At 48.4% G+C, this 19,356-nt stretch carries 13 protein-coding genes; 3 read left to right on the forward strand and 10 right to left on the reverse strand.

Annotation, left to right across the window (positions count from 1 at the left end):
• Positions 1 to 143: 143 nt before the first annotated feature.
• The 9 genes from WH45_RS10300 to WH45_RS10335 form a co-directional block, all read right to left on the reverse strand.
• Complete coding sequence (locus tag WH45_RS10300) at positions 144 to 2,396, reverse strand: ArnT family glycosyltransferase (RefSeq protein WP_046214263.1); 2,253 nt, start codon at positions 2,394 to 2,396, stop codon at positions 144 to 146.
• Positions 2,397 to 2,664: 268 nt separating this feature from the next.
• Positions 2,665 to 3,291, reverse strand: coding sequence for a pectate lyase (locus WH45_RS10305; protein WP_235338359.1), 627 nt, complete (start codon positions 3,289 to 3,291; stop codon positions 2,665 to 2,667).
• A gap of 377 nt (positions 3,292 to 3,668) precedes the next feature.
• Positions 3,669 to 4,010: a cysteine-rich CWC family protein gene (locus WH45_RS24220; RefSeq protein ID WP_082096684.1), complete on the reverse strand. Its 342-nt coding sequence runs from the start codon at positions 4,008 to 4,010 to the stop codon at positions 3,669 to 3,671.
• A 3-nt stretch (positions 4,011 to 4,013) separates the two neighbouring features.
• A complete protein-coding gene (locus WH45_RS10310; RefSeq protein ID WP_046214265.1) occupies positions 4,014 to 4,529 on the reverse strand; it encodes a metallophosphoesterase family protein in 516 nt (171 codons plus the stop codon).
• The gene (locus tag WH45_RS10315) at positions 4,526 to 5,335 is read right to left on the reverse strand and encodes a (2Fe-2S)-binding protein (protein ID WP_046214266.1); all 810 of its coding nucleotides are present in this window, start codon (positions 5,333 to 5,335) and stop codon (positions 4,526 to 4,528) included. The genes WH45_RS10310 and WH45_RS10315 overlap by 4 nt, the downstream gene beginning before the upstream one ends.
• A 188-nt stretch (positions 5,336 to 5,523) precedes the next feature.
• The gene (gene glpX, locus WH45_RS10320; RefSeq protein WP_046214267.1) at positions 5,524 to 6,603 is read right to left on the reverse strand and encodes a class II fructose-bisphosphatase; all 1,080 of its coding nucleotides are present in this window, start codon (positions 6,601 to 6,603) and stop codon (positions 5,524 to 5,526) included.
• 305 nt (positions 6,604 to 6,908) lie between these two features.
• A complete protein-coding gene (locus WH45_RS10325) occupies positions 6,909 to 8,555 on the reverse strand; it encodes a M4 family metallopeptidase (RefSeq protein ID WP_046214268.1) in 1,647 nt (548 codons plus the stop codon).
• A 563-nt stretch (positions 8,556 to 9,118) separates the two neighbouring features.
• The gene (locus tag WH45_RS10330) at positions 9,119 to 10,789 is read right to left on the reverse strand and encodes a M4 family metallopeptidase (protein ID WP_046214269.1); all 1,671 of its coding nucleotides are present in this window, start codon (positions 10,787 to 10,789) and stop codon (positions 9,119 to 9,121) included.
• Between the two features lie 566 nt (positions 10,790 to 11,355).
• On the reverse strand, positions 11,356 to 12,780 hold the full coding sequence (locus WH45_RS10335; RefSeq protein WP_046214270.1) for an aldehyde dehydrogenase family protein: 1,425 nt from the start codon (positions 12,778 to 12,780) through the stop codon (positions 11,356 to 11,358).
• 405 nt (positions 12,781 to 13,185) lie between these two features.
• Between WH45_RS10335 and WH45_RS10340 the strand changes: the two genes are divergently transcribed.
• Together WH45_RS10340 and WH45_RS10345 are read left to right on the forward strand one after the other, a co-directional pair.
• A complete protein-coding gene (locus tag WH45_RS10340) occupies positions 13,186 to 14,889 on the forward strand; it encodes a methyl-accepting chemotaxis protein (RefSeq protein ID WP_046214271.1) in 1,704 nt (567 codons plus the stop codon).
• A gap of 49 nt (positions 14,890 to 14,938) precedes the next feature.
• Positions 14,939 to 16,639 carry a methyl-accepting chemotaxis protein gene (locus tag WH45_RS10345; protein ID WP_046214272.1) on the forward strand — a complete coding sequence of 567 codons (1,701 nt, stop codon included), beginning with the start codon at positions 14,939 to 14,941 and terminating at the stop codon, positions 16,637 to 16,639.
• 212 nt (positions 16,640 to 16,851) lie between these two features.
• Here WH45_RS10345 and WH45_RS10350 read toward each other — a convergent pair whose 3' ends face one another.
• The gene (locus tag WH45_RS10350) at positions 16,852 to 17,538 is read right to left on the reverse strand and encodes a serine/threonine protein kinase (protein WP_046214273.1); all 687 of its coding nucleotides are present in this window, start codon (positions 17,536 to 17,538) and stop codon (positions 16,852 to 16,854) included.
• A gap of 319 nt (positions 17,539 to 17,857) precedes the next feature.
• On the opposite strand from WH45_RS10350, the gene WH45_RS10355 reads away from it, so the two are divergent.
• Positions 17,858 to 19,090 carry an aminopeptidase gene (locus WH45_RS10355; RefSeq protein WP_046214274.1) on the forward strand — a complete coding sequence of 411 codons (1,233 nt, stop codon included), beginning with the start codon at positions 17,858 to 17,860 and terminating at the stop codon, positions 19,088 to 19,090.
• Positions 19,091 to 19,356: the final 266 nt, after the last annotated feature.

The following is a 19,356-nucleotide window of genomic DNA, read 5'->3' on the forward strand; positions in this document are numbered from 1 at the left end:
ACTAAAGCACCCTGTAATTAAATATGTAAACCTGTCAGTGCAGATGAAACGTAATAATCGACATGAAATGCAAAAACCTCTGCTGCTGCCTGGTTTTATCCAGGACAGCGGCAGAGGTTTTTGCTTGATTCATTGATATCCGATCAGTCACCGATATCTTCAGGAGTTACTTCGTACAATGTTCCACTGCCCATCATACCACCGCCGAATCCGCCCATACCCCCACTGGTGCGATTCATACCATTGTCAGTACCGGTAGTGCCGGATGCTTCCTTGGTATCCGCTGCTCCGGCAGGATTCATGTTGGCCGGAATGGACTCTGTTGTATTCTGCCAATCTTCGGAGGGCACTTCGGTTCCATGCTGCTCAATCCACTCTGTCACTTCGCTGGAACCTCCGCCACGGCCACCAAATCCATTGACCAGAAAGTATTTCACCTGTCCGCTGCTGATCATTTCTTTTAACCGGTCCACCGTCATGATCGGGTCACTGCCGCTGTAGCCGCCCATCGCCATTACCGCTTTGCCGGTCTTGATAATGTAGGCCGAGGCCGAGTTGGCATTGGATGTGGCAAACAGATACTCTTCTCCTGTATTATGCTCCGTCACATACTGGAGCAGCTTCTCGTTCACATTCTCTCCCATACCGCCTCCGCCGCTGCGACGACTGCTGTCCGCTCCCGGAGCTGCAGTTGTATCTGCTGCAGTGTCTGTCGGTCGCTCCGTTTGGCCGGTCGCTCCCCCATCGGCTGCACCGCCAGGTATACGGTTATTGCCGCCTCCAAATCCCATGGAGGTAATAGGGCCGCCATAAGGAAGAGAGATATTGCTGGACGGGTTCATAAACGGGAAGGATGCCCAGTACAGCGGCGTCAACAGCAGCAGGGTCATCGCTGCAGAAGCCACATAGCCCTTGCCATTACGCAGCAGGGAACTTTTAGCTCCAATCAGCAGCGCTGCGGTCAGCATACCTCCAACAATCGCCACCATATAGAACCATGTCGAACCAATCTGTTCATTATAAGGGTAGATCACAAACAGCTGGAAGGCCGTCGTCACAGCTACATTGACAGGCAGCAGCCATGCCAGCCAGCCCTGGCCTTCACGATAGTATCTCCACTGGGCGACAAATCCTGTCGCTGCCAGCACAGCTACCGGAGGAGCTAGCATAATCAGGTAATATTGATGGAAAAATCCGGCGATGCTGAAGAACCCCGCTACCGGCAGCAACCACATCAGCCAGAATACCGTCTCCAGGTACTGTTGTTTACGCCATGTATGTCTACGCAGTCCGGCGAACAATGCAATCAGAGAAATGATGGCAAATGGCAGCAGCAGACTCGCCTGTCCGGACAACGAAGACTGGAACAGACGCAGCGGACCGGGATCTCCCGTATTGAACATGCCACCGCGCATGCGATTTCCATTGTCACTTCCGCCCGGTGGCTGCATCGTGCCGCCTCCCGGCATACCACCCTGATTCATCTGAGCACCTGCTTCTGTACCTACTGCTCCGGCATCTGCTGTACTGCTATCTGTATCTGTCGAACGGGTCGGGGTCGCTGCTCCTCCTCCCGGTCCGCCCTGACTCTGCATATCCCCGGTCAGACGACTGACCCCATTATAGCCAAATGCCAGTTCCAGTACCGAATTCGTCTGGCTGCTGCCCACATAGGGACGATCTTCGGCCGGTACGCTGTCGACCACTACGGCCCAGGATACGGATACTGCTGCCAGAATGACCGTCCCGATTGCCAGTACAGACAATTTTTTCTTCCAGTTTACTTTGTATGCCAGTACATAGAAGAGATATACGGCAGGCAAGATCATATATGCCTGCAGCATTTTTTCATTAAAGGCAATGCCGATCATGGCAAATCCGCCCAGAATCCAGCCTGTCTGCTGATGACGAATGCCTTTGAGCAGCATCCATGTCGCCAGCAGAAGTGTAAAGACGAGAATACCATCGACATTGTTAGAGCGCTGAACGGCTACAGCCACCGGAGTAACTGCCATCATCAGGGCAGCCAGACGGGCAGCGGTCAGACCGAAGGTCGGTTTGACGATGAGATAAATGAGTCCAACCGAGCCAACGCCGGCCAGAGCCGCCGGCAGTGTTACACTCCAGCCGTGCACGCCAAGCACCGAGGCAAACAGCGTCTGAATCCAGAACGCCACCGGCGGTTTGTCTACGGTCACATAACCGGCCGGATCAAATGAAGCATAGAAAAAATTGTGAAAGCTCTGCAGCATGCTCGTCACCGCTGCCGTGTAATAGGCATTCGCCGAACCGTTATCCCATATATTCCAGATATTCAGAAACGCGGACAGGATGAGAATGAGAATAAGCGGAATATCAATCCTTGAGCGAGATCGTATGTTGTTTCTTGATTCCATGTGGGTTCCTCCCGAAAGTTAGTCAGACAGCATCAATGGCAAGGATTGGCCTTATCTCTCACTGACGCCTATACTCCTTTGTATCGTATTTAACAATATGTATATGTATTTTGTATGAACAACATTAAGAACAGTTCATGGAAAACTTAAAGAACGATAAAAAAGCAAAAAAAAGACACCGCCAAAGTGCGGTGCCCTGGATATGCATCCAAATTATATATACGCTATATAGCATGTTGGGGGAGAGCTATATAGTAAGGAAAAGGCATTAGTACTGGGTATTTCCACTCTCGGTAATATTCTTCACACCGATGAATTTCTCGCCTACGTTGTGGTAGCGTGTGTTGGTCATCTTAACGGTACTGGTTGTGCTGTCCGTGCGGAAGATCGCTTCCTTCATATCGAAGATGTCACATCTGTCGATGATCACGTCCACCTTGAACTTGCTGCCGCCCAGCTGGCGAATAAACTTGCCGGCTTTGGAGCCTTTGAAGTTTTTGACGGTAAATGTGGATGCGGCGTTAATCTGGAACATCTTGTCATCGCCATTGGTTGCGGAACCGCCATCCAGGGTTACTTTGCCACTTTCCTTGATCGTCAGTGCATCCTCGCCAATATCTTCCCAGACAATGTTCTGCAGATTGGCGTCTCCGTATGTATGTACGCCGTCAGCAGCCGGATATCCGAGTACTACATTCTTGAGCGTGCCGCCGTTCTCTACACGGAAAATTGGTTTTTGTCCTTCTTTTTGACTGCCGTCACCAAGTGCACTGCCAGCGATATAACGCTGTCCTTTGCCGTCAAAGACTTCTCCTTTTTTAACGATAATCGTTGTGTTTTGTACACCAGGAGTAGCGGATGTTGCAGCAGAGGCTGCAGGTACGATCGTAATCATCGACGTGAGTACGGCACCGGCCAGCAGAGAAGTAAACCATTTTTTCATAAGAGTATCAGCTCCTTTTATTGTAACCTGTTACTTAAAATTAATCAATACAGGTTTAAGTAAACAATATCATTATTGTGGACATATTATCCATATAATATTTAAGTATCATAAAGGTGAACATATTTACATTTATGTTGATTATGTATTCCAATACATATTTTTACTTTCTTCATTAATTAATCGCATCCGCTAACTACGTTTATACGATTTCTGATCAGACACTTTTTGGTAAACAGAAATCTTGGATTCGCAGACAAAACCAAACAGCCATACGGTTATAGTATGGCTGTTTTCTGCTTTTGCTATGTTATTTGTTCCGTATTTTACTATTTATCCCTCATCTTCATTCCTGCGCATCGCTGACATATACAGGCTTGATTGCGCTGTTTTTCCGGAATGCGAGTGCGAACGTTCATCGGAATATTCACCTTCATACACCAGCAGCTCTCCGGTGGAAGCTGCCGGGTGATCGCGCACCCATTATCCCTGCCGCATAATGGACACTGATCTGCCGAAATAGGATGTGCAGAATCTTTTCCTTCATTAGAGGATATATCAGAGGAAAGTATACCAGACCGTCCGGGGGACGCAGCATGTAAATGAGCAGGTATCACTGCATCCGAGGATGCACCCGACAACTTACAGGAGATACCACGAACATCCGTCATCTCCTAATTCTTCAACTTTTCTTTGTCAAAGTAATAATGCTCAAATGTAATCTCGTCCTGCCGGATGAATATTTTGCCATAGGAATACTGCGACTGTCTGCGCTTGTCCGTCGGTGAACCGGGGTTGAACAGCAGAATCCCTTCCCTGTATTCCGCAAAAGGAATATGCGAATGGCCGAACACGATGATATCGAGCTGATCTTCTTTTGTAAAAGACTGAAATGCCCGTTCCGGGGTACTACCGCGGAATCCACCATCTCCGTGTACGAGGCCGATCCGTTTGCCGGCGACTTCGATAATCTTTTGTCGGCCGACTTTCTCGACAATGCTCTGTGGATCGTTATTGCCTGCTATCGCCTCTACCGGAGCCATCCGGCTGAGCAGATCATGAACGCCCCAGTCACAGAAGTCTCCGGCATGCAGAATAAGATCGACGCCTTCCATTCCATCCCACACCTGCTGCGGAAGCACCAGCTGTCGGCTGAACAAATGGGTATCCGATATTACACCAATAATCATCTATTTCCCTCCTTGCTCTGATAGGCCAGACGCCGTTCCTCCCTGGCTGCTTCGCTGATCTTGGGACAGTTAAAACAGTATTCCCCATCTTCCATTCGGTGAAACAGGCAGCAGGCACTGCGCAAAATGGTCTCGCCTGTACCATCGATATTGAGCGTATGCCGTGGCGGCACATGCAGCGGATTACGGGACAATCCGAAGACCTCCGCCGGCATTCCGCTCACTACATAATGAAGATCCCGATCGATCATTTGTATGATCGACTCGTCCGTTATCCCCTTTTTCCATTGATCGGTATAATAGTGGAATCTGGCTGGCATCTGTCTCCAGTACATCCGGGCATGATCGCCGCACAGGTCGGCCATCTGCTCTACAAGCGGGCGCAGAATATCACTGTATACCGCATGCAGATGCTGGTCACGGAAGGTTATGCGCTGATCGACAGAGCAGGATGCAGGCAGCTGCTCCATCCCCAGTTCTTCCATTTGAAATGAAAACTGGCAGTACGGACCGCTCATATACATCTCCATTGTCATCTGTGCCGGGTCCAGCTTCAATCCGGTCTGTTCCACGGATAGATAATACTGCACTGCCAGCGGAATGCCGGTAAGCCATGAGCACAGAAAAGTCGCTGCAGGCTGGGTATCCGGCGCTTTGAGCAGAGGAGCATAATACTCCAGCAATTCCTGCATTCCCTCTCTCGTGAACAGCTTGGTAAAGGGAATGCGGTAGACCGCTTCCGGGTGAGAGGTATTGCTAATATAAAACTGTCTACTCAGCCTCTCCCAGTCGGGTATGGTATTCATCAGGCCCCATCCTTTCCATACACATCGGGTATCATTAGTTATCCTATACCAATTTGGTAATCACTTCAAACGGCCCGCCTGCTGCCTTTTCGTAGTCCACGCAAAAAAAGAGGCAGCCCATACAGGATGGACTGCCCAATAACGGAGGTATTGCGGATGGAGCATGACTTGCAAAATGCCTATGCGGTTTAACTGGACTGCGTCTGTTCCTGCTTGACAGCAACTGGCTGCTTTTTCATGGCTGCCGACTCCACAGCAGCAGCACGGCGATCTTCCGGATGTCCGGAGGACTGCACCTGTCTCACTTTGTGAAGCACTTCCTTGTTCGGCAGGTAATGAAGAGACTTGATATAACGGATCGTTTTGGTTTTGGCGCGCATGACAATGGAATGCGTCTCTGCACGATCATCCGGCAGATATCTCACGCCACCCAGGATCTCACCGGGCGTCACGCCCGTAGCGGCAAAAATCACATCGTCGGTGCCGATCATATCCTGCATGGTGAGTACCTGATACGGATTCTCGATTCCCATGGCCTTGCAGCGTTCAAATTCGTCCGCATTCGCAGGCATCAGCCGGCCCTGCAGCTCACCGCCGAGGCAGGAGAGCGCAGCAGCTGCCAGCACGCCTTCCGGCGCTCCACCGGAACCGAGATACAGATCAATCCCCGCTTCCGGGAAAGCTGGCGCCATCGCCCCGGCCACATCGCCGTCACTGAGGAACTTGATCCGTACGCCTGTTTTGCGCAGCGTCTTGATGATACTCTCATGACGATCCCGATCCAGAATCATCACGGTCAGATCTGCCATTCGCTTGCCCAGTGCCTTGGCTGCCTTGCGCAGCGTCACATCCACCGGGTCTTCGATACTGAGCTTGCCTACCAGTGCGGGACCTACCGCGAGCTTCTCCATATACATATCGGGAGCATGCAGCAGGTTACCCTTATCGGCTACGGCAATAACGGAGAGCGCATTATTCAACCCCTTTGCTACGATGACTGTGCCTTCCAGCGGATCAACAGCAACATCCACTTCAGGTGCTTCTGTACTTCCCACTTTCTCACCGATGTACAGCATCGGTGCTTCGTCCATTTCCCCTTCGCCGATAACGACCGTACCGTTTACTGATACCGAATCGAACATGGCTCTCATGGCCAGTGTGGCTGCCTCGTCTGCGCTGTTCTTGTCACCGCGACCCATCCAGGGAGCCGAAGCCAACGCCGCTACTTCTGTTACTCTTACAATTTCCAAAGCTAATTCGCGTTCCATGTCTTCCACTCCTTTATTTGTGGGTTTTCAAAGAGAAATGTTTTAACATGTTGACTATAATAACATCTTTCTTTGCAAATTTGTTGCTTTTTTTGTAAATTTTCTTTTAAAACAAATTTATTCTGTTCATAAAGAAAAATTATATGTATATATACACCACAATAAGCGACATAAAACAACAAATTTATTTGGGTATTTGTTATTTATTCTTCATTAGTCAACAAATAAAGCCTGCATCCCTGTGAAGGGAGCAGGCTTTATGACTATCATATCATTTTCAAAATATCTGTGTTTTTGCAGTATTCCTAGAGAATACCTACGGCATCAAAGGATTTTTTGACAGCTGTAGTCTGTGCGGAACTTGCACCGTACAGGTCTGTCGATGCCTGGATCATCGCTGCACGATAATCGGAGAAATCAGAAGTGGATGTCAGATACAGTGTCAGCGCACGATAAACGATACCGATCGCCTGGGATCTGCCCAGTCCCTGTACAGTTACACCTTCAAAGCTTCCGCCCTGTGCCAGCAGGTAGAACTGCTTGTTCGGAATACCACTGTTCGTGTGTACGCCGCCCCAGTCACCAGCTTCTGTATTCGGCAGATTTTTGAATTCATTCATGTGGTCCGGATCGCCGTACTGATTCGGGTTGGACATGGAACGCAGTGCATCCCCCGCTACAGAAGGCGTGTATACATCTTCACCAATCAGCCAGTCTGTACCACCTTCGATTACATTACCAAACATATCTGCAATCGCTTCATTCAGTGCACCGGATTGGTTCATATATTCCAGATTGGCTGTTTTCTCGATTACACCGTGAGTCATCTCGTGACCGACTACATCCAGAGCGCCGGAGATCGGGATGAATGTTCTGCCATCTCCATCGCCATACACCATATAGCTTCCGTTCCAGAATGCATTATTGTAGCTCGAGCCATAATGTGTTACCGAACGAATCGCCATTCCTCTGCCATCCAGGCTGTTGCGGCCAAAGTTATTTTTGTAGAAGTCATATACTTTACCGGCATACGTATGAGCATCTACCGATGCAGGATCATTAAATGTTGTCGATGTGCTGGATACTGTCGTTCCCGGCAGGGAGGAGCGGTTCGCAGCTGTATACGTCTGGATACCACCACCACGAGTGGAGTCGATCATGACATAACGGGAACCGGACGTTCCTACTGTAAAGGATTTGGTATCACCCAGTACGCCTTTACCTGTACCTGTCGCGTGTTCGAGCAGATCGTATTTCAGCAGGATGGAACCATCTTTGGCATCTACAAAGTAGCGGGTGCGCAGCGGTTCAGGATCAAGTACATTGACTTCTGTTACATAGGCAAGGCGTGCTTCCTGTCCTTCCGGAGCATAGATGTACAGTTTGGCAGATGGTGCAGTTACCGGTTCACCGATTCGGCCCAGACGCAGAGCTGCATCCGCTTCCGCGATACGGATAGCCCGTGTCTCGTTGATTTTCGCTTTCAGCGGCTCGACTGCTTCAGCATATACATCTTCCGTTACTTTTGGAGTGGAGGAATTCAGCTTGCCATACACATCCTCTACCACTTTGCCCATATACAGAGACACATTGCCGGTGGAATCAAAATGAAGGGTCTGCTCTGCACCATACACCGGAATACCTTTGTAAGTCTGGGTCAGACGGTAATGATCGGTACCTGTCTTTGCATCCGGCTGACGGTTCGTGATCTCGAACAGTTCCTTTACATTCTCGGATTGTGCTTGATTCGCGACGAGCGAACGCTTTTGCTTTTCGAGGAATTTCCATACTTTCTCATCACCTGATCCACCACCGATGCCTGTCGTTTGTGCAATCATTTTTGGTGTGTAATCACCCAGTGGTGCCAATTCATTCGTTCCCGCTGCAAATACTGAAGAATTCGCACCGACAAGCAGACTTCCCGCAAGTAAAAGACCAACCGTTCTTTTCAAAGTATTCTCCCCTGTTCACTTGGTTTTATTGTTGCAAAAAATGATGGCCTACCTTAAAGGTGGCTATACCTCATCAAAGACAACCGGCATCCCGGCTTGCTGTATGTACTCCTTTGTCTGCTCTTATACAGATAACAGACATTGTTTCTTCATACAGACATGATGCGTAATGAATGTTATGTACCTGGAAAAGTCTGCCTGCTTTTCCCCTCTCTCCTCCCTTGAATGAATGTACCTGATAATGGAGTAAAATAATGGAGTAAAACCTGTTGTTGGAAAAAATAATAACATGATTCCTAAAGGAAATAAACAACTTTTTGAATAAATTTCTTTTTTTCTTGTCATTTCCTGTTTATTCTTGACTCGCCATGTTAGATTAATCAACTTCTGTTCAATTAAAAATGCTCAAATGCTGCTTTTATGGTTTTGTGACTTTTATAGTTTTTATGGAAACTGCATTTATTGACCAAAATTTGGCTGCCTTTCTCCTGTGAACAAACAAGTCCCCTCCCTGCTATCCAGCAAGAAGGGGACCCGAGAGATATGCAGTTATGAGTAAATGATTACAGGATACCTACAGCACTCAGCGATTTTTTCACGGCTGTAGTTTGTGCAGAGCTTGCACCATACAGATCTGTGGAAGCCTGGATCATTGCAGAACGGTAGTCAGAGAAATCGGAAGTGGATGTCAGGTAGTAATTCAGTGCACGATAGACGATCTGGATCGCCTGGGAGCGACCGATACCTGTTACACTCACACCGTCAAATGTTCCGCCTTGCGCAAGCAGGTAGAACGATTTGTTCGGAATACCACTGTTCGTGTGTACGCCGCCATTGTCATCAGATGTGTTGACAAAGTCGTCCATGCGGGAAGGCTGATCGCCTCTCTCCGGGTTATCCATGTAACGCAGCGCATCGCCGGATACGCGTGGTGTATAGATCGCATCACCGATCATCCAGTTCTTGCCTTCGATGGTGTTACCGAACATATCGGAGATTGATTCATTTAGAGCACCGGATTGACCATAATATTCCAGATTGGCTGTATTCTCGGTTACACCGTGAGTCAGCTCATGGCCGATTACATCCAGATCGCCGGAGAATGCGGTAAATGTAGTACCATCGCCATCACCATATACCATCTGGGAACCGTTCCAGAATGCATTGTTATAGTTGGTGGAGTAATGCGTTGTGGAACGGATCGCCATTCCTCTGCCATCGATGCTGTTGCGTCCAAAATTGGATTTGAAGAAGTCATATACACGTGCAGCATACGCATGAGCGTCTACCGATGCAGGATCATTAAATGTTGTCGATGTGCTGGATACTGTCGTTCCCGGCAGAGATGTACGGTTGGCTGCAGTATAGGTCTGGATACCACCGCCGCGTGTTGTATCCGTCATCACGTAACGTGAACCGGATGTTCCGACTGTAAATGTCTTGGTGTCGCCCAGTACGCCTTTACCTGTACCTGTCGCATGCTCGATCAGATCATATTGGAACAGTATGGAACCGTCCTTGGCATCCACAAAGTAACGTGTACGCAGCGGCTCCGGTTCGAGTACGTTGACTTCTGTCACATAAGCCAGGCGTGCTTCCTTGCCTTCTGGAGCATAAATGTACAGTTTGGCCGAAGGAGTGATTTGCGCTTCACCCAGTGAGCCTACTTTGGAAGCTGCATCTTTTTGAGCGATGCTGATGGCTTCGGAAGCGTTGATTTCCGGTTTTACCGGATTATAAGTATCACTAACTGCCGTTTCTTTTACGTCCGCATATACATCTTCCGTTACTTTCTGTTCAGGAGCAGCGGCTTCGGAAGCTCCCAACTTGTCGGACAGGTCGTTAATGACTTTACCCATATACAGGGATACATTACCCGATTTGTCAAAATGGAGTGTCTGTTCAGCACCATATACCGGAACACCTTGATATACCTGGTTCAGACGATAATGGTCTGTACCTGTTTGGGAATCTGCCTGTCTTTTGGTAATTTCGAACAGATCCTTAACATCCTGGGACTCTGCGCCATCGCTAACGAGTGTGCGTTTTTGCTTGTCCAGGAATTTCCAAACCTTCTCATCGCCGGATGCGCCAGCAATTGTAGTCGGCTGGTTAATCAGTTTGGGCGTGTAATCACCCAGTGGCGCCAGATCATTGGTATCTGCTGCAAATACGGAAGAGCTAGCACCGACAAGTAAGCTTCCTGCGAGTAAAAGAGTAGCGGTTTTTTTCAAAGTATTCTCCCCTGTTCACTTGGTTTTTGGAATTGATACTGCCTGCGCAGCGTTGATACCTTCACTAATATAATTCTTCTGCAATAGACACAACCATTTGCCGATAAACTTTTTTGCCAGCTATGTATAGCGGGCCACTACCAACAGAGCGACAATCTCCGATCCAGGCATCCCACCTTTCGAGTCTATTTTTGATCTCGTTTTACAAAAAATGGATTTCTCTTGGTGTTGGGAGAAAGCGTATCATGATTCCTAAAAAAAATAAATAGTTTTTTAACTGAAAATTAGAAAAAAGTGTAAAATTACTTGAATAGCTAACATAAGCAGTATGGTTTATTAACAATCGGTCAAAAAAAACGCAAAAATTACACGTGAAGAAGACTTTATGTACTTATTTACGCAATATTTCAAATTTGAAAAGTTATTTACCTATAATTGATAACATTTTATATAAGAATCAGGAAAATATATACATATAATACTACAGTTTATGAGCTATCCGGATGATCTTATTTAAAAAAAAGGAAGTGACCGCCCTGCAGGCAGCCACTTCACATCGTTGTTATTCAGTCTTCGTACTTGAACACAACCAGTTTGGTTTCCATCATTTCTTCTATTGCATATTTAATTCCTTCGCGTCCGAGTCCGCTTTGTTTGACCCCGCCGTACGGCATATGGTCGACACGGAAGGTTGGGATATCATTTACAATTACGCCGCCTACCTCCAGTTCGCGTACTGCCCGAAAAGCGGTGTTCAGCTGCTTGGTATAGATGCCCGCCTGCAGACCGTAATCCGATTGATTCACTGCAGCGATCGCTTCATCTATACTATTCACCCGGTTAATCATGACGATAGGAGCGAATACTTCGCGGCAGGATACCCGGGATTCCGGCTGCACATTCAGCAGTACCGTAGGCAGCAGCAGTCCATTTTCCACTTTGCCGCCATAACCAATAATCGCGCCTTGCTCTACCGCTTCGTTAATCCATTCCAGGGCACGCTGCTGTTCCTTCGGCGCAATCATCGCCGCCACATCGGTATCTTCGGACAGAGGATCACCCATTCGCAGCCCGGCCGCCTTGTCAACGAACTGCTGCACAAATGCATCATAGATTCGCTCATGCACATAAATGCGCTGCACCGAGATACATACCTGTCCCTGGTTGGAGAATGCTCCGGATACTACCCGATCCATCATGGCGGCGATATCCGTATCTTCATCTATTATAAGTCCCGAATTGGAGCCAAGCTCCAACGTGACTTTTTTGAGTCCTGCCCGGGCACGGATCGAGATGCCTACAGCCGGACTGCCGGTAAAGGATAATGCTTTGACTCGTTCATCCGTTACGATCACATCCCCTACTGTCTTGCCATCACCGGTAATTACATTTAATGCTCCGGCAGGCAATCCTGCCTCTTCAAGCAATTCGGCGAGCAGCAGTGAAGATAAAGGAGTCTGTTCGGCAGGCTTCAGTACGACCGTATTGCCGGCTGCAATCGCCGGCCCCACTTTGTGAGCGACCAGATTCATCGGGAAATTAAACGGGGTAATCGCCCCGACTACACCGACAGGCTCTTTGACCGTGTAAGCAGTACGTCCTTCTCCGGTAGCCGCTGCATCCAGTGGAATCGTCTCTCCATGAATGCGTTTGGCCTCTTCTGCTGCAAATTTATAGGTTTCGATCGTGCGGGCAATCTCTCCGCGGGCTGCGCTCAGCGGTTTGGAGCCTTCCATGGCAATCAGCCGGGCCGCTTCCTCGCTGCGTTCCTGCAGCAGCTGGGCGAGCTTTTCCAAAATGGCTGCCCGGCGGTGAGCAGGCATGCTGCGCATCGTATCTTTGGCAGCATAAGCAGCAGCGATCGCCAGCTCGGCTTCCTCAGCACTGGCTTCCGCCACTTCAGCAATCTGTTCTTTGCTATATGGAGAGTATAGTGCCTTATACGATTGGGCAGGCGTCCATACTCCATTAATGTAAAGATCTTTTTTCATATGAAACCCTTCTTTCTTGATTATTCATGGTTCGGGATAAGCCGGGGTCTAACTCCCTGCCCCTCTCTATTACCTTATACACAGCTGTATCATTCTATAATCCGAATAGGTCTTTTTACCCTATAAATAACCTTATTTTCGACAAAATTCAACTAAATTATATATTTTGCCCAATTTACTATAATCAAATTGAACTAGTTGTCCGACATATAACTTACCAGCTAAATAGCTCTCAGATTCGTTTTTCGCTTATCTACAGACTACTTGTTCCAGAATAAATGCCGGTTTATCCATTATAACGCTGCTGTCATTTTTCGACAAACAGCTTTAACATCTTATTTTTTTTTGAATCCTTCTACATTAAGGCGATAACGCCCCTACTTTGACAATAAGGAGAGACTGCCTGTGCGCCACTTAAAAGTAAAAACCAAAATTCTCGTACTGCTCGCCACTACACTTGTTTTTATGGCCGCTGTAGGAATTACCGGATACCAGACAACCAGCATGATGGCCGATAAAGCCAAAACGATGTACAACCAGAATATGCTGGCCAGTATGGATATCAACCAGATCATTATTGATAACCGTACCATCGAATCTTCGATCATGGAATTGATGTTGACCCGGGATCCACAGCGCAATGAGGTACTGAAAGCTACGATTCAGGAACGGACAGCCTCCAATGAGAAGCTGTATGAACACTTAAGCTCCACCGCTCTCACTTCCAAGTCGACCGATTTGTACAATCAGTACAAAAGCAACCTCGATACGTACCAAAGCTTACTTCAACAAGTAGAATCTCTTGCATTGCAAAATAATAACACAGCAGCCTACGATCTGTTCACATCAAAGGTTGAACCGATCCGCGAGAAAATGAATGCAGCAACCCGAAGCCTGAACCAGGAGCTTACTCAGGAAGCAGCTGCTACGAGTGAACAAATCGGCTCTTCTGCCTACTGGTCCAAAATAATACTGGCTTCCGTGATCACCGCCGGTATCCTGCTCTCATTGCTGTTCGGCTATATCATCAGTCAGATGATTACCCGCCCACTGCATCAGCTGCAGCATCTAATGGGCATGGCCGGCGATGGCGACCTGACAGTTATCGGCGATTACCAGTCCAGAGATGAGATTGGCGTAGTGACCGACTCCTTTAATGCCATGATCGGCAATGTCAAAGCGATCATCCGCCAGGTGGATGAAAGTGCGCTAACCCTGTCCGCATCCTCCGAGGAACTGACCGCAAGTGCCGAACAGACGGCTCAGGCAGCAGAACATATCGCGGTCGCTACCAATGAAATGTCGACCGGCATCGAATCCCAGGTTGAATCTGTAAACCAGGTAAACCAGTCCGTCAGCTCCATGTACGAGAAGATGGGCCATGTATCCACCAACAGTCAAGAAATTAACAAACTGACCGAGCATATGACCACAGCTGCTCATAATGGTCTGCAGGAAGTGAATGAAATTACCCGCTTGATTAAGGGATTATCCATAGATATGGAACAAAATCTGCGCGTGATGACACAGCTGAACACCACATCCGATCAGATTGGTCTGGCGTCTTCTGCAATTCAGCAGATTGCCAAGCAAACCAACCTGCTGGCCCTGAACGCTTCGATCGAAGCAGCCCGTGCCGGAGAAGCCGGACGCGGATTCGCTGTTGTCGCTGAAGAAATCCGCAAACTGGCTACCGGTGCAGCCGATTCTTCCAAAGAAATATCCGATATGGTTCAGTCGATTCAAGACAGCAGCCGTGCTGCAGTGGAGCAGGTAAATCAATCTTCCGCCAGCATCAGTGCCAGCGTACAGAGCAGCATCCGTGTGAATACAGCTTTTGAAGCGATCCGCGAGTCTGTCGAAGCCACTTCCGGCAAGATTGTAGTATCCAGTGAAATGATTCAGGAAGTTGCCCGTCAGTCCGAGAAAATCGCCGAAGCGATGGAGCATGTCAGTGCCATTACCGAGCAGAGCTCTGCAGGAATCCAGCAGACAGGTGCTGCCAGTGAAGAGCAGCTATCCACGATGGAAGAAGTCTCCGGCTCTGCACGCTATCTGTCCGAACTCGCCGAGAAATTGCAGCATGCTCTGTCCCGCTTCAAAATTTAAAATCAGTATTTACCCTTGTTGTTAACTCCAATGAAATGAGGCTGTTCTCATGAAAAACCTGAAAGTCCGTACCAAGATTATTATTCTTATTATTGTCAATCTGCTTGTTTTGGCTGCAATCTCCATCAATGGCGTACGTTCTACAGAAGAGATGTCCGACATAGCCACCAATATGTATTCCAACAATATCAAGCCGATTACCGCAATGGACCAGATCATTATCAATTACAGCTTCAATGCCAATAGACTGCTCAAATTGTTCACCGCTGAAGATACATCCAATAATCAGCAGTGGATAAGCGATATTCAAGCTACAGCTGCGGATACGAAAAAACAGTTCGACATTGTCGGACAAACCCAGCTCAGTGCGCAGAATCAGCCGCTGGCTGTACAGCTCGTCGAAATTGCCAAAACATTCTCCACCACTCGTGACGCTGTATTGAAATCAGTTTCCGAAGGAAATATGGCTGCGGCGAAAGCTTCCTACGCCGATCTGGAGAAGATCCAGCTAAGCTTGAACAATCTACTTAATCAGATCCATGACAATATGATGGAAGAGGCTGCGCAAAATAAAGCCGACGCAGATGCCAGCTACAAGCAGGCTGTTCTGGTAACGATTATCGTATCTGCCGCCGGTCTTCTGGTCTCCCTGTTGCTGGGCATCTGGATCGTCCGTCTGATCGTTCGTCCGCTGCGCGATGTACAGGAGCTGATGACTTCGGCAGCCTCAGGTGATCTTACTGTTGTCGCCGAACATGATGCTAGAGATGAGATCGGACAGGTTGCCAAAGCATTTAACGTACTGGTCGGCAGCATGCGCAAAATTATCAAAAGTGTCGATGAAAGTGCCATAACCCTGTCTGCCGCTTCCGAAGAATTGACAGCCAGTGCAGTGCAGACCGCCCAGGCGTCTTCCCATATTGCCGTGTCATCCGGTGAACTATCCACCGGCTTCACTTCCCAGACCGATACGATTATTCATGTCACCGATTCAGTGAATGAAATGGCACAGCAGATGAAGGATGTACAGAACAACAGTGCCCAGATCCGCACACTGACCAGTTCCATGCAGGATGCAGCCGATGAAGGTCTGAATGAAGTACGCGAGATTACAGGTATTATCCAGCGTCTATCTACCGGTATTCACGACAACCTCAGTGTAATGACCAGTTTGAACAATAAATCCGAACAGATCAGCTTCGCTTCCTCCGCTATTCAGCAGATTGCCAAACAGACGAATCTGCTGGCACTTAATGCTTCGATTGAAGCAGCCCGTGCCGGTGAAGCAGGCAAAGGCTTTGCCGTAGTCGCTGAAGAAATCCGTAAGCTGGCCGAAAGTGCCGCAGAATCATCCACCATGATCACACAGCTGATCAGTGATGTGCAGATAGAAAGCCAGAATGCAGTCGCCCAGGCTACCGACTCTGTAGAAAATGTCCAGGCCGGTGTCGACAGCAGCAAGCGTGTGAGTGTAGCTTTCGAAGCCATTCAGCAGTCCGTGGTAACTACCGTCCAGCAAATTGGCGGCACACGGGAAAAAATCCTCAACGTCGGCAGCAAATCGCATTCGATTGCTGAAGCGATGGAGCACTTGAGTGCATTGTCCCAGCAGGGTTCTGCAGGTATTCAGGAAATGAATGCTGCCAGTGAACAGCAGCTGTCCACCATGGAAGATGTGGCTTCTTCCGCAAAACATCTGTCCGTTATGGCTGAAGAACTGCAGCAAATGATCGCTTTCTGCAAAGTGTAAATAGTAAATTATCGTCCTTTATCTCATAGAGCAGTCCGAGTCGGATGGCTTCGCCGGATGACCTTGATATAGATGTCTGTCTGCTATAGATACTGGACCGGTCCGCATACACCATACAGACCGACCGGCAGATTACTGCCGACACAACAAAAGCTGCATTCTCCTAGAGGGAATTGCAGCTTTTTGGCTTGTATAATCATTTTATATATTTTTCATTTCATATATTTGGAGAATAGTTCTCCAACCCGCTTGGCGAACTCCTCCAGGTTCAGGTTATTATTGATCCGATCCACCCGTGAATACCAGTTTTTGATCGTATCCAGTACCCAGGAAGGGATACTTTTGCCTGCAATCCGGTCGTAGAACTGATAATAAGCCCATACCAGATGATCCCAGCGCTTGTCATCTCCTTCCTGAACATATTCGGATACATCGATGACCTTGGCGCGCCCTTCCTGTACAATTACATTTTTGAGATGGATATCCCGCGGGTTCAGGCCGACACCCCGCACGTATTTCCTTGCGGCTTCCACATCCAGGATTACCTGCTCCGGCACCTCAATCCCCTGCAGCAGACAATCTTGCAAGGTAGGACCGGCTTCGTAACTCATCACCAGATAATTCGCTCCATGTCCGTAACATACCGGAAAAAAGGGCGCTCTCTTCAGCTTCTCATATACGGAGAATTCCACCGGAATCTTGCTGATCGCCTGCGGAGCGAAGACTTTGTAGGCATAACCTGGAGACTGATCATAAGTAAAGACCGCTGCATCCGTACCGATCCCGATACACCGGAGACCATCGGCATACCCGGATATCACGACGAGCTCATTATCTTCACTGCCATTAACCCCGATCCTGCGTAGCGCTTCCTCTGCTGCTTTCCAATCTGTATTCATATTGATACCTCTCTCCTGCATCCGGCTGAAATATATGGTTAAACCGCTATATAGTTATATACACGTTTCCTCTCATTTAACAACGGGAAGTAACATGTATTCTAGCTTATTTTCAGTAATTTCCCAACTTTGCCTACATTATATGTAACTATATACATTGGAGATATGGCTGTAAATAAGCGTTTACAGTTTTCAACCTGCTCCGGTTCCTGTAGAATAGATAGGGCGGATCGTTGTTTGTGATCCCGCCTGCTCGGGAACTATTATCCGGCAGGCGAAGCTTACACCTATGCAGGTAGTTGAAATGGAGGAATTACTCATGTCAGATTTCCAAACAAAGCTAGAACAATATGCTGAGCTCGCTGTCCGTGTGGGTGTGAACATCCAGCCGGGACAACGCTTCATTATTAATGCTCCGATCCACGCAGCGGAATTTGTACGCCTCGTGACCCGCAAAGCCTATGAAGCTGGCGCCATTCTGGTCAAAGTAAACTGGAATGATGATCAGATCACCCGTCTGCGCTACGAACTGGCGCCGGATGAGTCTTTTGAGATCGGTCCCAAATGGTACGCTGCCGAGATGGAAGAGCTGGCTGTAGACGGCGGAGCTGTCCTGCATGTCGTAGCCGACGATCCCGACCTGCTCAAAGGTATCGACTCCAAGCGCATTGCCGCTTCCCAAAAAGCATCCAGCACAGTGATGTCCAAATACCGCGAATATGTACAATCCGACAAGCTCAGCTGGTCGATCGTCGCTGTACCTTCCGAGTCCTGGGCAGCGAAAGTATTCCCGGATGAGTCTCCGGAAGCACAGATCAGCACGATGTGGGATTATATTTTCAAATCCGTCCGTGTTGGTGACGGCGATGCCGTAGCTGCATGGAAAGAACATGTGAAAACACTGAATGAAAAATCCGATTATTTGAATAAAAAAGCCTACAAACAGCTTCATTATGTGGCACCGGGCACCGACCTGACCATCGGCCTGCCAAAAGGCCATATCTGGGCAGCTGCCGACAGTATCAGTCAGCGTGGAGATGCCTTTATCGCCAACATGCCGACAGAGGAAGTATTCACGGCTCCGCTAAAAACCGATGTCAACGGTTATGTAAGCAGCACCAAGCCGCTCAGCTATGGCGGTACGATTATCGATAACTTCAAACTGACGTTCAAAGATGGACGTATCGTTGGCGTGGAAGCAGAGCAAGGCCAGGAAACGCTGGAACATTTGGTAGAAATGGATGAAGGCGCCCATTACCTCGGTGAAGTGGCTCTGGTCCCTCATCGCTCCCCGATCTCCATGTCCAATATTCTGTACTACAATACGCTGTTCGACGAGAACGCATCGAATCACCTGGCGATCGGCAGTGCCTACGCCTTTAACCTGCAGGGCGGCAAAGAGCTGTCTCGCGAAGAGCTGACCGAGCGCGGTCTCAACAACAGTCTGGTACACGTGGACTTTATGATTGGTTCCGGCGAAATGGATATTTACGGCATTACCGAAGACGGCCAGCAGGAGCCTGTATTCAAACAGGGCGGCTGGGCATTCTAAAGAATGATTAATCCCAGTAAGATACGCAGCTCTTTTCCTTTGCAGCTGGGCATCTTGTAGCAATCGGGCAATAGGCATATCATTTGATTTGCGCCTGAATGCATACCAAAAAGGCAGCTTCCCATTATCGGGAGCTGCCTTTTGTTATATCCACAGCAGTTATAAAAGGAACCTGCGTATTATATACATATGCCGTGTCGGAAATAAGAAAGTGATTAGGCTGCCTACGTAGGCACCTGACTGTTCATCGCCTGGCTTGCCAATCC

Source organism: Paenibacillus wulumuqiensis (assembly GCF_000971965.1).
Taxonomy (GTDB): domain Bacteria; phylum Bacillota; class Bacilli; order Paenibacillales; family Paenibacillaceae; genus Saccharibacillus; species Saccharibacillus wulumuqiensis.